Here is a 17798-nt window from a genome sequence, read left to right as displayed (position 1 = left end):
ACGACCAGGTGGACGGCAGGTGAACTGCCTGCCGGGACGGCCGCTTCGACCGATTGTCCTCCGGACCACCGACTTTTCGCCTGCCGACAGGGCGTGAAGTGTTTCGGTTTGACAACACCGGCGGCGTGCTGTCATCCTCTTCCGCAGGTCACGAGTACCAGCATCAAGCCCCGGCTCGCTGGTCGGCAACCCTCCTCCGCGGTGGGGTGCTCCGGGTGACGACCTGGCTGTGGTTCCAAAACCGGACGCAGCAAGCGCGGACTCCGCCGGCGATCGAACATCGTCGTGGCGATCACCGACGGGTCCCTGAACAGACAAGGGACTTCTCATGACTGCTGCAACGACCGCCACCTGCATCGCCCCCATCGCCCGCGTTTCCGGCTGTGATCTGCAGGTTCCGCTCGTCCAGGGCGGCACCTGCACCTACGCGAACTTCGACTACGCCGCGAGTGCCCCGGCCCTGTCCACCGTCACCGACCGCATCGCCGAACTGCTGCCCTTCTACGCCAGCGTGCACCGTGGCGCCGGCTACGCCTCGCGGGTCACCACCGACGCCTACGAGCGGTGCCGGTCCGTGGTCTCCGGATTCGTCGGAGCCGCCGACGACCAGGTCGTCGTGTTCACCCGCAACACCACCGATTCGCTGAATCTGCTCGCGACCGCGGTGCCCGGTGATGTCGTCCTCCTGGACATCGAGCATCACGCGAACCTGCTGCCGTGGAAGAACTCCCGCATCGTCGAAGCTGCCGACACCGTTGCCGGGACGATCGAGCGACTCGCCGCGGAACTGCGCCGGGCGCCGGCCGCGCTGCTCGCGATCACGGGCGCCTCGAACGTCACCGGTGAGCTGCTCCCCATCGAGGAACTGGCCGGCCTCGCCCACGAGTGCGGTGCGCGCATTCTCGTCGACGGCGCGCAGCTCGTGCCGCACCGCCGCATCGACCTCGCCGCAACGGGTGTCGACTACCTCGCGTTCTCCGGCCACAAGACGTATGCGCCGTTCGGCGCCGGCGTCCTCGTGGGCCGCCGCGACTGGCTCGACGTGGCCGAGCCCTATCTGGCCGGTGGTGGCGCGGTGCGCGAGGTCCGCCTCGATCACACCGAATGGGCCTGCGCCCCTGCGCGTCACGAGGCCGGCTCGCCGAACGTGCTCGGAGCCGCGGCGATCGCGGCGGCCTGCGAAGCCCTCGCCGGTTTCGACGCCGACGCTGTCGCGCGCCACGAGGACGAACTGAACGGGCTGCTGGTCGAGGGTCTGCGCGGAATCGACGGGGTCGAACTGCTTCGTCTGTGGGAAGACTCGTGCGACTCCGTCGGCATCGTCACCTTCACGGTCGCGGGTTACGAACCCGCGGAGATCGCGGCGTACCTGTCGGCCGAACACGGAATCGGCGTGCGCGACGGGCGGTTCTGCGCGCACCCGTTGCTCGCCCGCGTCGGTCGTGCCGGTGGCGCGGTGCGCGCCTCCCTCGGACTGGGAAGCTCGTCCGCCGACGTCGAGCGTCTCGTCGGTGCGGTGCGGCGCCTCGTCGAGCACGGCCCCTCGTGGACCTACGCCAAGAGCGACGGCCTGTGGAGCCCCTCGCCGGAGACCCGTCCGGGACTCGCGGCGGAGCCCGCCGGTGCCTCGGAGTGCGTGTGATCCCCTCGATCGACAATTCCCCACAAGGTCGGTAGGGTATTGCCCATGGCAGCGCAGACCGCATCGAACGTCGTCGCACAGTGGTGCCGTCGTCATGTCGATCTGTGCCGCACCGCCTCCGGCATGTGTACGAGCTGAACGGCACCGTTTCCGTCTCCACAGCTCACCGCCGCGGGATCGCCTGCGGCAGTTCGAAGGAACCCACATGTCGTACAGCAATGTCGTTCACACCACTTCGTCCGCCCGCCCGTTGCGTGTCGCGATCGAACTTGCCGGCTCGTCGGGCCCGCACTACTGGGCCGATCTCACCGCCGGTCGAACCGGTGAGGATTCACTCGATCTGAGTGCGTCGCAGCCGAACGTGGTGCGTATCCGCGCCACCGATCTGCGCGAGACCCGCAAGGCGCGTGATCGAGTCCGGGCCGAGCTCGTCGCCGAAGGCCGCGACCCCGACAGCGTCACCGTCCTCGTCGACCTCGAGGTGGTCGTGGCATCCGAAGCCCGGAACGCGCGAAAGCAGTACGCGCAGCTGGACGATCCGCGCGCGACGGATACCCTGTCGTACGTCGGAACTCCGCAGGGGCTTGCCGGTCTCATCGCCGACATCCACTCCACGCACGTCGCGGACGGTGTCACCCTCGTCCCGCTGGCGGCGCCGTTCACCGTCGAGCACATCGTCGACGGCACGCTTCCCTGGCTCGAGTCCCGCGATCTCGCGGCGACCGCGCCGTCCGTGGTGGAAGTGTTGCGCCGCTTCGGAACCGGTAGCCGAGGGCTCGTCCGGGCCTCATAGCACGAGTCCCGGATCACACGGGATCCCGGCAAGCCGAGTGGGGCGGGAGAACACCCGTGTTCTCCCGCCCCACTCGCTGTGCGCTCAGGCCGACCGGCGGGTGAGGGGTTCGACGATGTGCACGCCGGGATCGGGATCGAAGCGATAGCCGGTTCCCCGCACCGTCGTGATGATCTGGCCGAATCTTCCGAGCTTCGTTCGGATCCGGGAGACGTGCACGTCGACGCTGCGCCCCCGCCGGTGGTCGATGTCCGACGAGGCGGGATCGAGCTCGCGCAGGACCGACCGTGACACGACGACCCGTGGGCGTCGCACCAACCGTGACAGGATCTCGAATTCGGTATGGCTCAGTGGAACCCGGGAACTGTCGAGGATCACGTCGCGGGCGGGCAGATCGATCACCAGCGGCACCGGAGTGGAACTGAGCAGCGTATGGGTGCTCACGCCGGGCACGAGATCCTGTGCGGTTTCACGCAAGGCGTCGGCGAGTGCGGCGAGATCCGTCGACGAGCGGACGCCGGTGTTGGAAAGCTGTACGACCAGTACGAGTTCGGGTGTCGTGCTCATGATGTCGTGTCCAATGGTGTGGGCCGGTGGTAGACGCCGTCGTGGTAGAGCAACGGGCCCGCCGGCGACTCGGTGTCGTTGACGTGCGTGCCGGTGACGAGACCGACGACCAAAGTGCTGTCTCCGACCGGAATAAGTTGGTGCACAAGAAGACGCAGTCGAACCGGAGTGTCGTGGAGTGTGGGTTCGCCGGTCTCCAGACGGCCCCACAACGAACCGTCGGCGAAACGCTCGTCGGCACTGCGGGCGAAGCGCTGTGCCAGATGCTGCTGGTCCTCGCTCAGCAGGTGCACCACGAGCGAGTCCGCCGAGTGTACGGCCTCGATGCTCGACGACGTGTGAGTGATGTTGAACGACACCAAGGGTGGGTTCAGCGACAGCGAGGAGAACGATGTCGCGGTGAAGCCGACCGGACCGTTCCCGGCGTCGAGCGTGACGACGGTGACGCCTGCCGGGTGGCGGCGAAGTGCGGAGCGGTACTCCTCGTTGCCGACGCCCGATGCGCACTCGGGTGCGGTGGCGTCGACGCGATCGGCGACACGGGATTGTGAAGTGGGCATAGCCGTCCCTGAAGAGGCCGGTCCCACCGGAAGATCTTGGGGGACAAGGCGAGTGATGATGAATGGAATGGGTGTGGGCGTCAGGCCGCACACAGGCACGAGCGGGTTCGGCACAGGTCGACGTGCCTGCGGCTCCACGCTCGGATAGTCACGCTGACACTATAGTCGAGCGTTCCCGGTTCCGGTACCGGAGGCCGGTCAATCCATCTTCACGTCCATGCCGGCGGTGATGCGCAGAAGCTCCCGGTAGGTCGTGCGGAACACCGTGTTGGGGTGCCCGCCCGCGGCCCAGAGCAACGGGTGGGCCTCCAGGTCGCGATCCACATAGGTCGGCAGATTGGTCGGATGCCCCAGCGGCGCGACACCGCCGACCGGTTGCGCGGTGACCTCCGAGACCAGTTCGGGGGACGCCGGCACCAGCGTTCCGCCGAGGCGCTCGCCGCAGCGCCCGAGGTCGACCCGGTGGGCTCCGGAGACCAGCAGCAGGACCGGTTCGCCGTCGAGCTCGAACACCAGCGACTTGACGATCGCACCGATGTCGACGCCGAGGGCCGCGGCCGCCTGCTCCGCGGTGTGCACCGATTCCGGCTGGGTGAGTATCAAGCCGGGATGGCCGCGCGAGATGAGCGTGTCGGCCACGTGAACGGCGTTCGGATGCAGTGTCGCGGACATGGTTCCAATGTAGGAGCGGACCGGGTCCGCCGCGCGGGATCAGTACAGCGGAAATCCGCCCTCCGGTCCCAGCATGCGTTCGAGACGGGTGCGGGTGACCTTCGCCAGTTCATCGGTGCGGATCTTCCGTTCGGCATCGACCTCGTTGTCGAGGCGATGGACGAGGTCGGCGAGCAGCTCGTCCGGGCCCCGGCCTGCCGAACACCAGAGATAGCGGAACCCGAATCGTTGCTCGTAGGCCCGGGCGGAGTCCGCGATCGCCACCATGGTTCCCGGATCCTCGTCCCACACCGAGCACTGTTCGGACCACGAATGGGCGCTGCGCGGGCGCACCCCGACGATCGGGTGGCAGTCCAGGGCCTCACCGATGCTCGCTTCGTCCAGCGTGACGAGCACCGCGTCGCCGCGCGCGAACAGTTCGGTGTGACTCGCGTACGGGCGGCCGGCGGCGACCGGATGCGCCCAGCCGAGCGACGCGCAGCACTCGTACAGTGCGTGGACGGCGCCACGACGGCTCAGGGCGTTGAACGCACCGAGGCCGATTCCCTGATGCAGAAGCATGGCTGCGCTCCTCTCCGAGGCGGACCGGCCGGGGGACCCGACGGTGCGGTCGGATCCAGCTTCCACCGCGCACCGTCCCGCTTCCAGAGCTGTGACCGGGAGTTTGCGAGCCTTTAACACGGCGTCGGGGCGACCGTGACGGGAAGCTCGGTGTGAACGCCCGGCGAAGATATTACTCTCGAGTAATGACCGATCACTCCAGCTGGAAAGCATTCACCGTCGAGATCGAGGCGCACGTCGCCCGCGTGACCCTCGTCGGACCCGGCAAGGGCAACGCGATGGGACCGGATTTCTGGTCCGAACTGCCCGAGCTGTTCGCCGCACTCGACAGCGACGACGACGTGCGTGCCGTCGTGCTCGCCGGCGCCGGTAAGCACTTCTCGTTCGGCCTCGATCTGCCCGCCATGAGCGGCGACCTCGGCAAGGTCCTCGCCGACAAGGCTCTCGCCAAGCCGCGCACGGACTTCCACGCGATGGTCAAGCGCATGCAGGCCGCGATCACCGCGGTCGCCGACTGCCGCAAGCCCGTCGTCGCGGCCGTGCAGGGCTGGTGCATCGGTGGTGGCGTCGACCTGATCACCGCCGCCGACATCCGCTACGCCGCGGCGGACGCCAAGTTCAGCGTCCGCGAGGTGAAGGTCGGCATGGTCGCCGACGTCGGCAGCCTCGCCCGCCTCCCGTTGATCATCGGCGACGGCCACACCCGCGAACTCGCGCTCACCGGCAAGGACATCGACGCGGCGCGTGCCGAGAAGATCGGACTCGTCAACGACGTGTTCGACGACGCCGAGGCCACCCTCGCCGCCGCCCACGCGACCGCAGCGGAGATCGCAGGCAACCCGCCGCTCGTCGTCCACGGCATCAAGGACGTCCTCGACCACAGCCGGTCCCCGCAGGTCGACGACAGCCTCCGCTACGTCGCGGCGTGGAACGCGGCGTTCCTGCCGTCCGAGGACCTCACCGAGGCCATCTCCGCCGTCTTCGAGAAGCGCCCGCCGAACTTCCGGGGGCGCTGACGGCAGGGCCGGGTCACGAAAGAGCGAACGGTACATCCAGTCGGTCTCTCAGCGACTGAACGTACCGTTCGCTCGGAAAAAAGAGGGGTGGAACAGGCTGGCTCAGTGGCCGCCGTTCTCCTTCAGGCGCGCGATCGACGCCTCGACCTCGGCCTCGGCGTCGGCGCGCCCGGCCCAGTCGGCCGCCTCGACGTGCTTGCCCGGCTCGAGATCCTTGTAGTGCACGAAGAAGTGCTTGATCGCGTCCAGCTCGAACTGCGGGACATCGGAGATGTCCTGGATGTGATCCCAGCGGGGGTCACCGGCCGGCACAGCGAGGACCTTGTCGTCGCCGCCGGCCTCGTCGACCATCTTGAACATGCCGACGGGGCGGGCCTCGACGATGACGCCCGGGAACACCGACTCGGGGAGCAGCACCAGGCAGTCCAGCGGATCGCCGTCCTCGCCGAGGGTGTTTTCGATGTAGCCATAGTCGGCCGGGTAACCGAACGACGTGTAGAGGTAGCGGTCCAGCTTCACGCGGCCGGTCTCGTGATCGACCTCGTACTTGTTGCGCTGTCCCTTGGGGATCTCGATGGTGACGTCGAACTCCACGCCGGTGTCCTCACTTCGTCGGTGATTGCTTGTCGCCCCACCTGCCGCGACCGCGGTGATGGTCCGCAGAGAGGATAACGGGCGCGGCGCTACGCTGGTGGACGCAGGTGCCGGACCCACCAGGGCGGCCACCAGGGGTGGAGTCTCGAACACAGCGGAGGCGTGTTGGCGGGTCAGTACAAGAACAAGAAGCTCGGCGGGCTCGAGGCGCGGCGCCGACGCAGCCTCCGCATCCTGATCGGCATCTGGAGCGCCGGGTTCCTCGCGCTCGTCGTCGGCGGTACGTTCGCGCTCGCCGAAATCACGAACAACGACGCCGACGCCGCGATCACCCCGGCACCCGGACCGGTCACCGCGACCCCACAGGTCGCGCCCGCACGGGCCGACGCGCCGGCACCGGCCGCGGCCGCGCTCGGCGCGGTTCTGGCCCCCGCGGTGGCGAATCCCGCGCTCGGCACCCTCACCGGGTCCGTCACCGACACCGCCACCGGCACGGTGTTGTGGTCGCAGGACCCCGGCCGCCCGATGATTCCGGCGTCGACGACGAAGGTGCTCACCGCGGCGGCCGCGCTCCTGGCACTGCCGCCCGATCACCGGGTGACCACGCGGGTCGTGGAGGGCAGCCGGCCCGGCGAGATCGTGCTCGTCGCCGGCGGCGATCCCACCCTCACCGCCCTGCCGGTCGGCGAGGACGGCTTCTACCCGGGCGCGCCGCGCGTGGCGGATCTCGTGCAGCAGATCCAACGTTCCGGGACGGTCGTCGACACGGTGCTCGTCGACGCCGGCGCCTACATGGGTGATCCCATGGCCGCCGGCTGGATTCCCTCCGACGTCGAAGGCGGCTACATCGCGCCGATCGAACCGGTGATGCTCGACGGCGGCCGGCTGAACCCGCACGAGGACGAATCGCCGCGCAGCGCCACACCCGCGCTCGACGCCGGCCGCGCCCTCGCTGCGGCGCTCGGTGCGGATCCGGCGACCGTCGCGTTCGGGACCGCGGCCCCCGGAGCCGCGCCGCTGGCCTCGGTGCAGTCGGCGTTGCTGCGCGACCGGCTCCGCCAGATGATGGACCACTCCGACAACGTGCTCGCCGAGACGGTCGGCCGCGAGATCGCGGCGGCATCCGGCTCCCCGGCATCGTTCACCGGTGCCGTCGACAGCGTGCTCGGCACTCTCGCGTCCGCCGGCTTCGACGTCGGTGGTGTCACCATGCACGACGTGAGCGGTCTGTCCGTGGACAACCGCATCCCCGCGCGCCTGCTCGACGCGCTGATGGCCGCGGCCGCCGGCAACGGCCACGACGCGCTGCGTCCGATGCTCGACTACCTCCCGGTCGCCGGTGCCACCGGAACCCTCAGCGGCCGATACGCGTCCGCCAACCGCGACGCCGCCGGGTGGGTGCGTGCGAAGACCGGCACCCTGTCGGAGGCGAGCGGGCTGGTCGGGACCGTCGTGGACGTCGACGGACGTGTCCTGTCGTTCGCGCTGATGTCCAACGACCGGTCGCCCGGCGAGAGCCGGCCTGCGCTCGACGCGGTCGCCGCGACCCTCCGAGGATGCGGGTGCCGATGAGCGGCCGTGATCACCCGATCGGGGACGCGATCGACTGGACGTTCGCGGCCGGAGTGGGCGCACGGCTGGCGCGGCCGGGTCCGGCGATGTCCCGGTACACCGCGGACGCGGTGGTGACCGAACTCGCGGAGGCAGCCGATCGTGCCGAGCAGCCGGTGCGCGAGATCACCCGCCTCGGCGCCGGCCACGACGAGCCGGCACCGGCCCGTGTCGTGGACCGGCCCGGCTGGGTGCAGGCCGCGGCGGTGTCGATGGCGGACCTGACCGGCGGCGGGGAGGGCGGCAACTCCTGGATGGGGAAACCTGCAGGCGTGCAGGCCGGGGCGATGCTCGCGTACCTGTCGTCCGCCGTTCTCGGCCAGTACGACCCGTTCTCGCGAACCCTGTTGCTCGTCGCCCCGAACGTCGTCGCGGTCGAACGGGCACTGAAGGTCCCGACCGCGGACTTCCGCCTGTGGGTGTGCCTGCACGAGGTCACCCATCGGGTGCAGTTCGCGGAGGCCCCGTGGATGGCCGACCTGATGCGCACGGCCACCGCCGAACTCGGTGCCGCCGCCGACGAATCGGTCACCGAGCTGGCCGGCCGGGTCCTCGCCGTCGTCCGGGACCGACGCGGGAACGACGAGAAGTCGATGTCCGAGCGCGGTGTGCTCGGTCTGCTGCGCGCGACCCAGTCCGAAAGCCAGCAGCTCGCCCTCGACCGCATGCTCGCCCTCGGCACCCTCCTCGAGGGTCACGCCGATCACGTCATGGACGCCGTCGGTCCCGGTGTCGTTCCTGCCGTGGCCCGCATCCGTCGCGCGTTCGACAACCGGCGGCGCCGCAGTTCCAACCCCATCCATCGGGTGATCCGCGCGCTGCTGGGCGTCGACGCGAAGATGGCGCAGTACGTGCACGGCAAGAAGTTCGTCGACGGTGTCGTCGACCGCGTGGGTATGGCCCAGTTCAACGCCGTGTGGTCCGGACCCGACGCCATGCCCACACTCGCCGAGATCGACGATCCGGACGTCTGGATCGCCCGGGTCCTGGGTTGATCGCGTGAACCGGGACACCGCCGCGCGCGACGCCCGGGGCCGGCCGCTGCTTCCCGAGGCTCCGGCGATCCACGAGGTCCGGCTGGCCGTACGGGCGTGGCTCGCACGCCACGACGTGCGGTCGGTCGCGGTCGGACTGTCCGGCGGTGCGGACTCGGCGGCGCTGACCGCCGCGGCGGTCGCCGAGGCGGAGTCGGTGCGGGCCGTCGTCGTCGATCACCGGCTGCAGGCGGGCTCCGCGGCCGTCGCGGCACGGGCCGCCGATTTCGCCCGGGCGCGCGGATGCGCCTCGGTGGAGGTCGTCCCGGTGGAGGTGACCGGGCCCGGTGGACTCGAGGCCGCCGCCCGGGCGGTGCGCTACCGGGCTCTCGACGAGACCCGCGACGGACTGCCCGTTCTGCTCGGGCACACCCTCGACGACCAGGCCGAAACCGTGCTGCTCGGGCTGGCCCGCGGCTCGGGTCCCCGCTCGATCCGGGGCATGGCCGATTTCGACGACCCGTGGGGTCGGCCGCTGCTCGGAGTCCGGAGCTCGGTCACGCGTGCCGCGTGCGGCGAACTCGGATACGCACCGTACGAGGACGCACACAACAGTGATCCGCGGTTCACCCGCGTGCGGTTGCGCACCGAGGTGCTGCCCCTGCTCGACGAGGTGCTCGGCGGCGGAGTCGCGCCCGCGCTCGCCCGCACGGCGGCGCAACTCCGCGAGGACGGCGAAGTCCTCGACGCCGCCGCAGCCGAGGCCCTGGTCGCCGCGCGTGCGGGCGGCGCCGGACTCGGGGTGGCATCGCTCGAGCCGGTGCACCCGGCGGTGCGACGCCGCGCCCTGCGTCGCTGGCTCGCCGAACTCGGCGCCTCGGCTCCCACGGACCGGACGTTGCGGGCGGTCGACGACCTGATCGGACACTGGCGCGGCCAGGGTCCGGTGGCGGTCGGCCGTGGGCCGGGACCGGGGACCAGGTTGGTCGTGTCGCGTCGGCGTGGCAGGCTGGACGCGGAGTTCGTCGACCAGCAGCGGTGTGCGGACGACTGACGGAAGGGCAGGAACAAACCGGTGTACGAGAGCGACATTGCGTCGGTACTGATCTCCGAGGAGCAGATCAAGGAACGCACGGCCGAGCTGGCCGAGTCCATTGCCAAGCGCTATCCGGTGGGTGCGCCCGAGGGTGATCTCCTCCTCATCGGCGTGCTCAAGGGCGCGATCTTCTTCATGACCGACTTCGCGCGGGCACTGCCCATCCCGACCCAGATGGAATTCATGGCGGTCAGCTCGTACGGCTCGTCGACGTCGTCGTCGGGTGTGGTGCGCATCCTCAAGGACCTGGACAAGGACATCGCGGGCCGACACGTGCTCATCGTCGAGGACATCATCGACTCCGGGCTCACGCTGTCCTGGCTGATCCGCAACCTGTCCTCGCGCAATCCCGCGTCCCTCGAGGTCGTGACGCTGCTGCGCAAGCCCGAAGCAGTCAAGATCGACGTGCATGTCGCGGACGTCGGCTTCGACATCCCGGACGAGTTCGTCGTCGGTTACGGCCTCGACTACGACGAGCGATACCGCGACCTCCCGTACATCGGCACGCTCGACCCCAAGGTGTACTCGAGCTGACGCTCGTCCCCAAGGCGTGCTCGAGCTGACGCTCGTCCCAGGACCTGGTCCCGGGATCTACTCGCGCCGACGTTCGTCCGGGCGGGGGCGCACCGCGACGGTGCGCCTCAGCGCGGCGATGTCCTCCTCCATGAGGCGGAACAGCCAGTACACCAGCACGAACGCGGCGATGCTCCCGACCGACAGCATCCTCACCGCGAACAGCACGCGCGGGATCTCGTAGGCGGTCAGGAACGTCACACCGGCAACTCCGACCAGCGGAACCGCCGCCGCGACCGCCAGATAGCGGATGCTGCGGCGGTGCAGGCCCTCGAGTTCGCGGGCGTCGGTGGCGTCGGTGGACACGTGCGGCAGGACCGCCGGATACAGCGACCGAACCGTGTAGAAGGCGACGAAGAAGAACGGATACGCCACCGCGATCGCTCCGCACACGACCATCGAGGTGACGAAGTGTGTGGCGGCGCGGGTGTCGATCTCCCCGGTGATCACGCTCAGCGCGACGGGGAACGCGATTCCCGACGCGATCCACAGGCTCATCACCACCGCGACGACCCGGTCGCTGAACAGCAGGGCGTCGTGTCTGGTGCGGGCCAGGGTGACGGCATCGTAGGTGCGTCCGTGGCGCAGTCCGCGCGGCACCGTGATCAGTCGACGGCCCAGATACACGATCAGCAGGGCACCCAAGGGGAACAGGACCGCGTTGGCGATCAGCGACACGGCCTCGAAGTCCTGTCGGGTGTCGGGCGGGAGTTTCTCGATGATCAGCGACGAGTTGTGCTGGTAGTTGTACAGGGCCGCGAGGGCGTTGGAGATGCCGATCGCGGCGACCAGGACCGGCACGGCGGCCCCGCGCAAGCGGGCCCGCCAGCTGTCCGGCGGGGGATCGACGAGGTCGCGGGCGCGGGCGTCGAGACACAGGTCGAACTGCTGGGCCAGTTCCGTCCCCGACGACCAGCGATCCGCCGGGTTCGGTTCGAGGCATTTCGCGAGGACCCGTCGCAAGGTCTGTGGGCAATCCGCGGGCAGCTTGTCCAGCATTTCCGGGGTGAGGCCGACCCTCCGTCGTCGCACCATCGTTTCGAGCGCCGGCAGGGTGTTCGTGTCGAGTGCTTCCCCAGGCTCCGGATCTCCCGGGCGGACCCCGGCCAGCAGCTCCCACAGCATCAATCCGAGGGCGTAGATGTCGCTGCGTGTGTCGAGGTCGGCGGCGGTTCCCGGTAATCCCGGATGGCATGCCTCGAGCTGCTCGGGCGACATGTAGGCGAGGGAGCCACCGAGGTAGGCGACGGGGGAGCTGCCTCCGACGGACTCCGCGTAACTGATGTTGAAATCGGCCAGCAGAGGAACTCCCTCCGCGGTGAGCAGTACGTTCGCCGGCTTGACGTCCCGGTGCAGTACCCCGCGCCGGTCGGCGTACGCGAGCGCTTCCGCGAGCCGCCGTCCCAGCCACGCCACGGTTTCCGGCCAGCTCAGTGATTCGAGTTCGCCGCGTACGGCCGATTCCGCGGGCCGGATCTCGCCCCTGTCCGCGAGGCTCTCGTCGATGGCGTCGAGCAGGAGGGAACCGTCGCGTCGTTCCGGCGGTGTGCGCCGCACCCGGTGCAGCGCGTGCAGCAGGGTTCCGCCCGGGACGTACTGCATGTACAGCAACCGGAGGCCCTGGTCGGGCAGGATCCGCTGGTCGAACACGCGGACGATGTAGTCGTGGTCGAGCTGCGCGAGGGTCTGCGCCTCACTGCCCTGATCCGGAGAGATCTTCACCGCCACGAGCCGCTGCATGGAGAGCTGCCGAGCCAGGAACACCCGTCCGAAGGCACCGCGGCCGAGGCTGGTGAGCAGGTCGAAATCGTCGATCCGGCGGCCTGCACGCAGTTCCTCGACGGTGACCGGGACACCGGGGGTCATCGGATCCGTCACGGCCTCGGCGGCCCGGGTGAGTTCTGCGGCGCGGGTGGGTTCTGCGGCACGGGTGGGTTCGAACCGGCTCGTCTCACCGCCCGTGACCTGTGTGGTCTCGGAGCCCGGCACCTGCGTCGGTTCGGTACCGGAGGCGGCATGCGGATCCCGCGTGGCCATGCGAAATGATACCCACGCCGACGGCCCCGCCCGCAGCCGAAGTCGCTTCGTCGAACCGATCGCCCCGCGTGGGAACGCGAGGCCGGTTCCGGGCGTTGAAGCTCCGGAGGGTGGACTACGCACCGGCGGCGAGGTATGCGCACGCGGTAACCTTGCGTTGGCCGGATCGTCACCGGTCAACGCACGCTCACCACCGATGACCACACTGATGACCGCACTATCGAAAGGACCGGCCGGCCGGGCCGAACCTGTATGAATCGCAAGACAGTGTTCCGTAATCTGGCGATAGTCGCCGGCATTCTGTTGGTCATCTACGCCTTCAGCTACTTCGGGAACGACACGCGTGGATTCACCAAGGTGGACACCTCGGTGGCCATCGCGCAGCTCGATGCGAAGAACGTGTCCAAGGCGCAGATCGACGACCGCGAACAGCAGGTCCGGTTGTGGCTGAACAGCGGGAACGATTCCACCGAGAATCAGACGCAGATCCTCGCCAAGTACCCGGCCTCGGCATCCGAGCAGATCTTCGACAAGGTCGCCGCGTCGGGCGCCGGCGAGTTCGACACCGCCGTCACCCAGGAGAGCTGGCTGACGTCGATCCTGCTGTTCGTCGTTCCGATGATCATCCTGCTCGGCGTGTTCTTCTTCATGATGACTCGCATGCAGGGCGGTGGCCGCGGCGGCATGATGGGCTTCGGCAAGTCCCGCGCGAAGCAGCTGTCGAAGGACATGCCGAAGACGACGTTCGCGGACGTCGCAGGCGCCAACGAGGCCGTCGAAGAGCTGTACGAGATCAAGGACTTCCTGCAGAACCCCGCCCGCTACCAGGCGCTCGGCGCGAAGATCCCGAAGGGCGTGCTGCTGTACGGCCCGCCCGGCACCGGCAAGACGCTGCTCGCGCGCGCGGTCGCGGGCGAGGCCGGCGTTCCGTTCTTCACGATCTCCGGTTCCGACTTCGTCGAGATGTTCGTCGGTGTCGGTGCGTCCCGGGTGCGCGACCTGTTCGAGCAGGCCAAGCAGAACAGCCCCTGCATCATCTTCGTAGACGAGATCGACGCGGTCGGCCGTCAGCGTGGCGCCGGCCTCGGCGGCGGTCACGACGAGCGTGAGCAGACCCTGAACCAGTTGCTCGTCGAGATGGACGGTTTCGGCGACCGGCAGGGCATCATCCTCATCGCCGCGACCAACCGCCCCGACATCCTCGACCCCGCGCTGCTGCGTCCCGGCCGCTTCGACCGTCAGATCCCCGTGACCAACCCCGACCTCGCCGGTCGCCGCGCGATCCTGCAGGTCCACTCCAAGGGCAAGCCGATCGACCAGAACGCCGACCTCGAAGGACTGGCGAAGCGCACGGTCGGCATGTCCGGCGCAGACCTGGCGAACGTCGTCAACGAGGCCGCGCTGCTCACCGCCCGCGAGAACGGCACGGTGATCACCGAGGCGATCCTCGAGGAATCCGTCGACCGTGTCATCGGTGGTCCGCGCCGCAAGAGCCGCATCATCAGCGAACACGAGAAGAAGATCACCGCCTACCACGAGGGCGGGCACACCCTCGCCGCGTGGGCGATGCCGGACATCGAACCGGTCTACAAGGTGACGATCCTCGCGCGCGGACGTACCGGCGGTCACGCCATGACGGTCCCCGAGGACGACAAGGGCCTGATGACCCGATCCGAGATGATCGCCCGCCTCGTCATGGCGATGGGTGGCCGCGCAGCCGAGGAACTGGTGTTCCACGAGCCGACCACCGGTGCCTCGTCGGACATCGACCAGGCCACCAAGATCGCCCGTGCGATGGTCACCGAGTACGGCATGAGCGCCAAGCTCGGTGCGGTCCGCTACGGGCAGGAACAGGGCGATCCGTTCCTCGGCCGGTCGATGGGCCAGGCCTCGGACTATTCGCACGAGGTCGCTCGCGAGATCGACGAGGAGGTCCGCAACCTCATCGAAGCGGCCCACACCGAAGCGTGGTCGATCCTCAACGAGTATCGCGACGCACTCGATCTGCTCGCCGGGGAGCTTCTCGAACACGAGACCCTCACCCGCAAGGACCTCGAACGCATCCTCGCGTCGGTCGACAAGCGCCCCCGTATCACCGCGTTCAACGATTTCGGCGACCGCGTCCCCTCGGATCGCCCGCCGATCAAGACTCCTGCGGAGCTCGCCGCCGAGCGCGGTGAGCCGTGGCCGCCGCAGCCGGCGGTCCCGCTGGTCAAGCCGCAGCCGCTGCCCCCGCAGCAGGTCGTGCCGCAGCCGATGATGCCGCAACAGGAACCGGCCCAGCAGATGGCGCCGCAGCAGAACCCGCCGCAATATCCGCAGGAGGGTGGCGGCTACGGGACTCCGCCGCAGGGTCCGGGCAACGGGTATCCGGCGCCGCAGCCGGTCCCGGCGTCCGAGCCCATGCCCGGGTTCCCGCAGCCCGGCCAGTACACCGGAGGACCGCGGCATGCGACCCGGCCCGACTACGGCGCTCCCGCCGGATGGTCGGCGCCCGGATGGCCGCCGCAGGAGGCCGAGCAGCCTCGCAGTACCTATCCCGGTTACCCTCAGTGGACTCAACCTGCGCGTCCCGCCGATACCGGTGATCGGCAGGACGAAGACCAGCAGGCACCGGAGCCGCCGTCCACGCAGCCCTGGGAGGGGCCGACCGGCCCGCGCTGAAGCCGATTTCAACGAGAGTGGAGGACGGTCGGGTGTCGGTGAATCACCTGAATACCGCTGCGGGTTCCGCGACTGCGGCGGACGAGGGAGAGGCGTTGAGCCTGGCTACCGGCCGGGCCTTCGATCAGGCCCGAGCCGAAGCCGCGGTCCGGGAATTGCTCATCGCGGTCGGTGAGGACCCCGATCGGGAAGGTCTGCTCGACACCCCGGGACGCGTCGCACGGGCATACCGCGAAGTGTTCGCCGGGCTGTACACGGACCCGGACGACGTTCTCAACACGACCTTCGACGAAGGACACCAGGAACTCGTCCTCGTCCGCGACATCCCGATGTACTCGACCTGCGAGCACCATCTGGTCTCCTTCCACGGTGTCGCGCACGTCGGTTACATCCCGGGCCCGACGGGCCGGGTCACCGGACTGTCCAAGCTGGCGCGGCTCGTCGACCTCTATGCCAAGCGCCCGCAGGTGCAGGAACGGCTCACCAGCCAGATCGCCGACGCGCTCGTCCGCAAGCTCGATCCGCGCGGCGCGATCGTCGTCGTCGAGGCCGAGCACCTGTGCATGGCGATGCGCGGCATCCGCAAGCCCGGTGCCAGTACCACGACGTCGGCGGTGCGCGGGCTGTTCCAGACCAGCTCGGCCTCCCGCGCCGAAGCCCTGGATCTGATCCTGCGCCGGTGAGCACGCTGCGGAACCTCGAACGCCCGGTCGTCATGGGCGTTCTCAACGTGACCAGTGATTCGTTCTCCGACGGTGGTCGCTACCTCGATCGCGACACGGCGATCGCACGCGGACTCGAACTGCAGGCACTCGGTGTCGACATCGTCGACGTCGGCGGCGAATCGACGCGGCCCGGCGCACAGCGCGTGGACGCCGTGGTCGAGGCGGGCCGAGTCGTCCCGGTGATTGAGGCGCTCGCTGCCGAAGGCATCGTGACCAGTGTCGACACGATGCGTGCGTCGGTTGCCGAGGCTGCGATCTCGGCAGGCGTGACGCTCGTCAACGACGTGTCGGGCGGTCGCGCCGACGCGGACATGGCCCGGGTCGTCGCGTCCGCCGGCGTGCCGTGGATCCTCATGCACTGGCGGCCGTCGGACGGATTCGTCCACGCCGGCGGATCGACCCACTACGACGACGTCGTGCGCGAGGTGCGCGACGAGTTGCTCACCCAGGTCGACGTGGCCGTCGCCGCGGGGGTGGACCCACAGGACCTGATCCTCGACCCCGGTCTCGGATTCGTGAAGCAACCGGACCACAACTGGGAGCTGCTGCACCGGCTCCCCGAGCTCACCGAGCTCGGATTCCCGGTGCTCATCGGCGCCTCCCGCAAGCGTTTTCTCGGCTCGCTGCTCGCCGAGCCCGGCGGCGAGCCGCGGCCGCCCGCAGGACGTGAGGTCGCCACCGCGGTGGTGTCTGCGCTCGCCGTCACCCACGGCGCGTGGGGTGTGCGCGTGCACGACGTGCGGGCATCCCTCGACGCGCTCGCGGTCGCGGGGGCCTGGCAGCGGGGCAGTGCGGCAGGAGAACTCGGATGAGCGATCGAATCGAATTGCGTGGGCTGCGCGTGCGCGGCAACCACGGGGTGTTCGAGCACGAGAAGCGCGACGGTCAGGACTTCCTGATCGACATCGTCGCCTGGATGGATCTCGCACCCGCGGCGTCGAGCGACGCCCTCGGCGACACCCTCCACTACGGGATCCTCGCCGAACGGGCCGCCGCGATCGTCGCGGGCCCCGCGCGGGACCTGATCGAAACCGTGGCGGGAGAGATCGCCGACGATGTGCTCACCGACCCGCGGGTGGGGCGGGTCGAGGTCACCGTGCACAAGCCGTCCGCGCCGATCCCGCTCACGTTCGGGGACGTCGCGGTCGTCGTCGATCGGACGCGTCGGCCATGAGCCGCGCGGTGCTGTCCATCGGGTCGAACCTGGGGGACCGGCTCGCGCATCTGCGTTCGGTCACCGAGGCGCTGGGCGACCGGATCGTCGCGGTTTCCCCGGTCTACACGACAGCACCGTGGGGCGGGGTCGACCAGCAGGACTTCCTGAACGCCATCGTGATCGCCGACGACCCGGAACTCGACAGCCGCGGCTGGCTGCGACTGGGACAGCAGCTCGAAGCCGCCGCCGACCGGGTCCGGATCCAGCGCTGGGGGCCGCGCAGCCTCGACGTCGACGTGGTGACGTGCGACGGGATCGTCAGCGACGATCCGGAACTGACACTGCCGCATCCGCGGGCTCACCAGCGAGCGTTCGTGCTGGTTCCGTGGCTCGACGTCGCACCGGAGGGCACGCTCGCCGTCGACGGTGACGATCGGCCGCTGGCGGACTGGCTCGCCGATCTCGACGAGGCCGAACGCGACGGCGTGCACCGCACCGACCTGCTGCTCGTGGGCGACGCACCCGGACAGCAGGACCCGGGACGGCAGGGGTGAACC

Annotated in this window: 20 protein-coding genes and 1 riboswitch; of the genes, 13 read left to right on the top strand and 7 right to left on the bottom strand. The window is 69.4% G+C overall.

Going from position 1 to position 17798, the window contains the following annotated elements:
* The first annotated feature begins 146 nt into the window (after nucleotides 1–146).
* Nucleotides 147–263: riboswitch (SAM riboswitch) on the top strand.
* Between the two features lie 65 nt (nucleotides 264–328).
* The 3 genes from A8G15_RS04255 (at nucleotide 329) to A8G15_RS04250 (ending at nucleotide 2435) form a co-directional block, all read left to right on the top strand.
* Nucleotides 329–1642: an aminotransferase class V-fold PLP-dependent enzyme gene (locus tag A8G15_RS04255; protein WP_068155615.1), complete on the top strand. Its 1314-nt coding sequence runs from the start codon at nucleotides 329–331 to the stop codon at nucleotides 1640–1642.
* Between the two features lie 45 nt (nucleotides 1643–1687).
* Nucleotides 1688–1780, top strand: coding sequence for a putative leader peptide (locus A8G15_RS32320; RefSeq protein ID WP_342671539.1), 93 nt, complete (start codon nucleotides 1688–1690; stop codon nucleotides 1778–1780).
* A 67-nt stretch (nucleotides 1781–1847) separates the two neighbouring features.
* A complete protein-coding gene (locus tag A8G15_RS04250) occupies nucleotides 1848–2435 on the top strand; it encodes a hypothetical protein (RefSeq protein WP_068155612.1) in 588 nt (195 codons plus the stop codon).
* Between the two features lie 84 nt (nucleotides 2436–2519).
* On the opposite strand, the gene A8G15_RS04245 is transcribed toward A8G15_RS04250, so the two are convergent.
* The 5 genes from A8G15_RS04245 to A8G15_RS04230 all read right to left on the bottom strand — a co-directional run bounded on the left by A8G15_RS04245 (nucleotide 2520) and on the right by A8G15_RS04230 (nucleotide 4795).
* Nucleotides 2520–3002: a winged helix-turn-helix domain-containing protein gene (locus tag A8G15_RS04245; protein WP_068155610.1), complete on the bottom strand. Its 483-nt coding sequence runs from the start codon at nucleotides 3000–3002 to the stop codon at nucleotides 2520–2522.
* Entirely contained in the window at nucleotides 2999–3562 is a 564-nt protein-coding gene (locus A8G15_RS04240) for a flavin reductase family protein (protein ID WP_068155608.1), read from the bottom strand. The genes A8G15_RS04245 and A8G15_RS04240 overlap by 4 nt, the downstream gene beginning before the upstream one ends.
* 80 nt (nucleotides 3563–3642) lie before the next feature.
* Nucleotides 3643–3714 (bottom strand): putative leader peptide, encoded by a 72-nt coding sequence (locus A8G15_RS32440; RefSeq protein WP_425415063.1) that lies wholly within the window; start codon nucleotides 3712–3714, stop codon nucleotides 3643–3645.
* A gap of 46 nt (nucleotides 3715–3760) precedes the next feature.
* Entirely contained in the window at nucleotides 3761–4234 is a 474-nt protein-coding gene (locus tag A8G15_RS04235) for a YbaK/EbsC family protein (protein WP_068155607.1), read from the bottom strand.
* A gap of 39 nt (nucleotides 4235–4273) precedes the next feature.
* Nucleotides 4274–4795: a 2-oxo-4-hydroxy-4-carboxy-5-ureidoimidazoline decarboxylase gene (locus tag A8G15_RS04230; protein WP_068155605.1), complete on the bottom strand. Its 522-nt coding sequence runs from the start codon at nucleotides 4793–4795 to the stop codon at nucleotides 4274–4276.
* A gap of 185 nt (nucleotides 4796–4980) precedes the next feature.
* Here A8G15_RS04230 and A8G15_RS04225 point away from each other — a divergent pair, with 185 nt between their 5' ends.
* Nucleotides 4981–5811 (top strand): crotonase/enoyl-CoA hydratase family protein, encoded by an 831-nt coding sequence (locus A8G15_RS04225; RefSeq protein WP_068155603.1) that lies wholly within the window; start codon nucleotides 4981–4983, stop codon nucleotides 5809–5811.
* A gap of 102 nt (nucleotides 5812–5913) precedes the next feature.
* Here the strand turns inward: A8G15_RS04225 and A8G15_RS04220 are convergent, their stop codons facing one another.
* The gene (locus A8G15_RS04220) at nucleotides 5914–6405 is read right to left on the bottom strand and encodes an inorganic diphosphatase (RefSeq protein WP_068155601.1); all 492 of its coding nucleotides are present in this window, start codon (nucleotides 6403–6405) and stop codon (nucleotides 5914–5916) included.
* A 162-nt stretch (nucleotides 6406–6567) separates the two neighbouring features.
* Between A8G15_RS04220 and dacB the strand changes: the two genes are divergently transcribed.
* From dacB to hpt, 4 genes are read left to right on the top strand one after another with little or no spacing between them, the layout of a single operon-like run.
* A complete protein-coding gene (gene dacB, locus A8G15_RS04215; protein ID WP_068155599.1) occupies nucleotides 6568–7977 on the top strand; it encodes a D-alanyl-D-alanine carboxypeptidase/D-alanyl-D-alanine endopeptidase in 1410 nt (469 codons plus the stop codon).
* Nucleotides 7974–9011, top strand: coding sequence for a zinc-dependent metalloprotease (locus tag A8G15_RS04210; RefSeq protein ID WP_068155714.1), 1038 nt, complete (start codon nucleotides 7974–7976; stop codon nucleotides 9009–9011). Before dacB ends, A8G15_RS04210 begins: the two co-directional genes overlap by 4 nt.
* Nucleotides 9012–9015: 4 nt before the next feature.
* Entirely contained in the window at nucleotides 9016–10044 is a 1029-nt protein-coding gene (gene tilS / locus A8G15_RS04205) for a tRNA lysidine(34) synthetase TilS (protein WP_068155597.1), read from the top strand.
* A gap of 21 nt (nucleotides 10045–10065) precedes the next feature.
* A complete protein-coding gene (gene hpt, locus A8G15_RS04200) occupies nucleotides 10066–10620 on the top strand; it encodes a hypoxanthine phosphoribosyltransferase (protein WP_068155595.1) in 555 nt (184 codons plus the stop codon).
* A gap of 57 nt (nucleotides 10621–10677) precedes the next feature.
* Here hpt and A8G15_RS04195 read toward each other — a convergent pair whose 3' ends face one another.
* A complete protein-coding gene (locus tag A8G15_RS04195) occupies nucleotides 10678–12696 on the bottom strand; it encodes a serine/threonine-protein kinase (RefSeq protein ID WP_068155593.1) in 2019 nt (672 codons plus the stop codon).
* A gap of 252 nt (nucleotides 12697–12948) precedes the next feature.
* On the opposite strand from A8G15_RS04195, the gene ftsH reads away from it, so the two are divergent.
* The 5 genes from ftsH to folK are packed head-to-tail and all read left to right on the top strand — an operon-like array spanning nucleotide 12949 to nucleotide 17795.
* Entirely contained in the window at nucleotides 12949–15360 is a 2412-nt protein-coding gene (gene ftsH, locus A8G15_RS04190; RefSeq protein WP_068155590.1) for an ATP-dependent zinc metalloprotease FtsH, read from the top strand.
* Between the two features lie 47 nt (nucleotides 15361–15407).
* Nucleotides 15408–16043 carry a GTP cyclohydrolase I FolE gene (gene folE / locus A8G15_RS04185; protein ID WP_211270112.1) on the top strand — a complete coding sequence of 212 codons (636 nt, stop codon included), beginning with the start codon at nucleotides 15408–15410 and terminating at the stop codon, nucleotides 16041–16043.
* Between the two features lie 32 nt (nucleotides 16044–16075).
* Nucleotides 16076–16897, top strand: a complete 822-nt coding sequence (gene folP, locus A8G15_RS04180) for a dihydropteroate synthase (protein WP_068155712.1) — start codon at nucleotides 16076–16078, stop codon at nucleotides 16895–16897.
* Complete coding sequence (folB, locus tag A8G15_RS04175) at nucleotides 16894–17259, top strand: dihydroneopterin aldolase (RefSeq protein WP_068155588.1); 366 nt, start codon at nucleotides 16894–16896, stop codon at nucleotides 17257–17259. The genes folP and folB overlap by 4 nt, the downstream gene beginning before the upstream one ends.
* Nucleotides 17256–17795 carry a 2-amino-4-hydroxy-6-hydroxymethyldihydropteridine diphosphokinase gene (gene folK, locus A8G15_RS04170; protein WP_068155586.1) on the top strand — a complete coding sequence of 180 codons (540 nt, stop codon included), beginning with the start codon at nucleotides 17256–17258 and terminating at the stop codon, nucleotides 17793–17795. Before folB ends, folK begins: the two co-directional genes overlap by 4 nt.
* Nucleotides 17796–17798: the final 3 nt, after the last annotated feature.

Source organism: Rhodococcus phenolicus (genome assembly GCF_001646785.1).
GTDB classification, from domain to species: Bacteria; Actinomycetota; Actinomycetes; order Mycobacteriales; family Mycobacteriaceae; genus Rhodococcus; species Rhodococcus phenolicus.
Note: the sequence above shows the minus strand (reverse complement) of the source record. Positions and strands in the feature narration are given on the sequence as shown.